This window comes from Pedobacter sp. 01T416_2 (genome assembly GCF_056398925.1).
Genome location: NZ_JBFTQI010000544.1, coordinates 1 through 4,048 on the forward strand (window position 1 = coordinate 1; position 4,048 = coordinate 4,048).

The 4,048-nt window shown below is 38.9% G+C and carries 4 protein-coding genes; 3 read left to right on the plus strand and 1 reads right to left on the minus strand.

Features of this window, described 5'->3' with window-relative positions; genetic code table 11:
• Positions 1 to 337: TetR/AcrR family transcriptional regulator (locus AC1DPQ_RS19915; protein ID WP_477610648.1), on the minus strand; the 337-nt coding region annotated here is incomplete at its 3' end.
• Between the two features lie 116 nt (positions 338 to 453).
• On the opposite strand from AC1DPQ_RS19915, the gene AC1DPQ_RS19920 reads away from it, so the two are divergent.
• The 3 genes from AC1DPQ_RS19920 to AC1DPQ_RS19930 all read left to right on the plus strand — a co-directional run bounded on the left by AC1DPQ_RS19920 (position 454) and on the right by AC1DPQ_RS19930 (position 3,919).
• Complete coding sequence (locus AC1DPQ_RS19920) at positions 454 to 2,958, plus strand: bifunctional glycoside hydrolase family 9 protein/polysaccharide deacetylase (protein ID WP_477610649.1); 2,505 nt, start codon at positions 454 to 456, stop codon at positions 2,956 to 2,958.
• Between the two features lie 72 nt (positions 2,959 to 3,030).
• Positions 3,031 to 3,216, plus strand: coding sequence for a hypothetical protein (locus tag AC1DPQ_RS19925; RefSeq protein WP_025141696.1), 186 nt, complete (start codon positions 3,031 to 3,033; stop codon positions 3,214 to 3,216).
• Positions 3,217 to 3,349: 133 nt separating this feature from the next.
• Positions 3,350 to 3,919, plus strand: a complete 570-nt coding sequence (locus tag AC1DPQ_RS19930; RefSeq protein WP_477610650.1) for a DUF2911 domain-containing protein — start codon at positions 3,350 to 3,352, stop codon at positions 3,917 to 3,919.
• Positions 3,920 to 4,048: the final 129 nt, after the last annotated feature.

Genomic DNA, 4,048 nt, shown 5'->3' on the forward strand with positions numbered 1-4,048 from the left:
GAGTTAAAGAAAGCTCTCTGTGCATCATTTTATGAAACGCAGTGTTATTCAGTATCCTATTTACATAGCCCTCTATAACCCTGTGCAATTTTTCTAATGCCGAAATCTTATCTTCATTGATGATTTTTAACTGAGAAGCAAAACCAGCAATACGCTCGTTCATAATCTCTACGAAAACCCCTTCTTTAGAACCGAAATAATAATTTATCATCGCCATGTTTGCTCCAGATTCCTTGGCAATCTGGCGGGTGGAGGTACCCTCATACCCGGTCTCGCAAAACAGCTTTTCAGCTGCCTCGAGAATGGCCTGTCTTTTATCTACTTTTTCTGTTTTCATTTCTTTTTAACGACACAAAATTAATCAAACGATTGATTAATTTCCAAATGTTTACCCACTTCTTTTACATTATCTTGATAAAACCCTATTTTTAAATGAAATAATCATCAGTCACAATGAAAAATAAGTTCTTTTTAGCCACAACTTTCTCATTTGCCCTATGGTTCTTATGTTCATTTATTGGTAACCAAAGAAAAGTCCAACAGAGTTGGATCAGAATCAATTTGCTCGGTTACCCCACCGAAAGTATTAAAGTTGCAGTATGGGTAAGCAAAACAGGCGAAATTCCTACCCAATTCGAAATTGTAGAAAAGGAAACCAATAAAATTGTTTATACCTCAACCAATATTAAAAACTTCGGCAGCTATGGTCCTTTTAGCCAAACCGCCCGATTGAATTTCAGTGATTTTAAAAGTGCAGGGAGTTACTACCTCAGGGCAAATGGTATTGTTTCTCCCCTGTTGTTGATCAATAACGATGTGTATAAAGGTGCAGCAGATTTCTGTTTACAATATATGCGCCAGCAACGGAGCGGTTTTAATCCGTACTTAAAGGATAGCTGCCATACCCACGATGGCTTTGTTTTATATGGCGCCAAAGCAGGCATTAAAGACAGTACACATTTTGATGCTTCTGGTGGTTGGCACGACGCCAGCGATTACCTCCAATATTCAACTACTTCAGCAAATGCAGCCTATCACCTACTAATGGCTTATCGCGACTTCCCTCAAGTGTTTAGCGATAGGCAAATGGCGAATGGTTTGAATGGAAAAAACGGCCTTGCTGATGTTCTGGACGAAGCTAAATGGGGACTGGATTGGTTGTTGAAAATGCACCCACAAAAAAATATCATGTTCAACCAACTGGCCGATGACCGTGATCACATCAATATGCGGATTCCAAAAGAAGACAGTCAATATGGAAAAGGTTTTGAGCGCCCGCTCTATTTTATTACCGGCGAAACACAGCAGCGGGGCAAATTTATGAACAACACCACCGGTACCAGCTCTACTGCAGCTAAATTTACGAGTGCTTTTAATTTAGGATCGGTTTTATTTAAAGATGTAGATCGTAATTACGCCAGATTACTTGTTAAAAAAGCCAAAACAGCCTATAAATTTGCATTACAAAAACCTGGGGTAACGCAAACAGCCTCTGTAAAATCGCCCTATATTTATGCTGAAGACAATTGGGTTGATGATATGGAACTCGCCGAAACATCATTCAATTTCGGAAGAGAAAGGATTGATCAAAAGAAAATGACACAGGCCTTAAACTACGCCCAGCAAGAAAGCATCACGCCCTGGCTACAAAAAGATACCGCAGCGCATTATCAATATTATCCTTTCATCAACCTTGGTCATTACGAAATCGCTAAGCAAGATTCGAACGATAAAACAGCCATCAACTATTATCAACAAGGGATAAAGCAAGTTTGGAGCCGTGCAAAAAACAATGCCTTTTACCGTGGTGTTCCGTTTATTTGGTGCAGCAATAATTTAACGGTTGCCTTTGCCATACAGTGTAGCTGGTACTCGGCATTAAGCGGCGATAAAACCTATAGCGAGCTGGATCAGGCTAATTTCGATTGGCTTTTTGGCTGTAATCCATGGGGAACGAGTATGGTTTATGGCTTACCTCAATGGGGAGATACACCAAGCGATCCACACTCGGCCTTTACCCATTTAAAGAATTATCCCATAAACGGCGGATTGGTTGATGGACCCGTTTACACTAATATTTATAAAGGTTTAATCGGGATCAAACTCAATGATGCTGATGAATATGCTGACTTTCAGAGCGACCTGGCCGTTTACCACGATGATTATGGAGATTATAGCACCAATGAACCCACAATGGACGGAACGGCATCTCTTATTTATTTACTAGCGGCCAAGGAAGCGCAGGCTAAACCCCTACCCGACCATAAAACTTATAGCCTGGGTGCGAACATTCGGGGCGATTCTACCCAAAAGAAAATCTACCTGGTTTTTACAGGTGACGAATATGCGGATGGCGGCGAAAAAATAAGCAAGGTGCTGGCACGGGAGAAAGTTAAAGCATCCTTTTTTCTTACCGGAAATTTTTATCGGAACCCTAATTTCCAATCATTGATCAAAAAACTAAAAAACGCCGGGCATTATCTCGGTCCACATTCTGATAAGCATTTATTGTACTGTGATTGGAATAAACGCGATAGTCTCTTGGTTACAAGAACAGATTTCGAAACCGATTTAAGTAACAATTATCAGGCAATGGCAGGTTTTGGGATTAACAAAGAAGCGGCGGGCTATTTTTTGCCTCCTTACGAATGGTACAACCAAACCATAGCCAACTGGACCAAAGCACAGGGTTTACAATTGATTAATTTCACTCCGGGCACACGATCTAATGCTGATTATACCTACCCCGAAATGGGAAAAAGTTATCGATCGAGCGATGAGATATACAAATCGATTACAACTTTTAACGAAACAAAACCCAATGGTTTAAATGGTTTTATCTTGCTGTTGCACATCGGTACCGGTGCCAGAAGAACTGATAAATTTTATAACAAGTTGGCAGAATTGATTACTTATCTGAAAAAGGCTGATTATAAATTGGCTAGAATTGATAATTAATTAGAATATTGGGTACAATGACAAATTAAAATTTAAAATAAATATTAACTTTGCCTCCAAATAACAAAAAACATGAGTGTACAAGAGAACAGCAGCAATAATTTCAACTGGTTATATTATGCTTTAGGTTTATTCTTCGGAGTTTTAACTGGAGCAATCATTACGCAAAACTACATTTTCGCTTTGTTAGGTGGTGTTTTAGGTTTGTTAACAGCAGGCTTATTTTTAAACGCTATCGTAAAAGGAAGAAAATACTAGTTTTTAGTCCTTTATACAATTAGATCCTTTAAGGATTAAAAAATTTAATTCCACAGCACATGAGACCGTTATGATTTTACCAATAGCCGTAAAATCATGATTGCTCATCGCTACTGAAAACAAAAACCTACAAATGAAAAATATCTTCATTGTTGTTTTCGCTCTTCTTTGTTTTAGCGTAAAGGCTCAACAGGCCCTTACCGCTGAAGTAAAATTTCCTGTTGCAGACCCAAGTCCTGCAGATATTGTTTATTTTCCCCTTAATGCCCCAAAGGTAAAGGCTGGAGACCCAACAAAACCGGTTATAAAGATTGTTTATTCGCGCCCACAGAAAAAAGGACGTGATATTTTTGGCGTTTTAGAACAGTATGGAAACGTTTGGCGTTTTGGAGCCAACGAAAGTACAGAAGTTCGTTTCTTCAAAAAAGTAAGCATTGGCGGCAGAAAAATCAAAGCAGGTACCTATAGCTTATTCGCCATTCCAAACAAAGATACCTGGACGATTATTGTAAATAGCGAAACCGATAAATGGGGTGCTTTTACTTACAATCAGGCTAAAGATATTGTTCGTGTAAATGTTCCGGTTAAAACCATGGCTAAACCGATCGAATATTTCTCTCTAACCTTTACAGAGATTACGGGAGGTGCAAACCTGGTTATTGGCTGGGACAGAACGCAGGTAGAATTACCAATTAATTTTTAAGTCGAAAAGAAATAAAATAAAAAGTCCCGGTTATTGCCGGGACTTTTTTGTTTTGTTCGCTTTTTTAATTTCTCCGCACCTGAGAATAACAATCTTAATTTGAAACGAGTTTTTTAGCCTCGCTTTCGT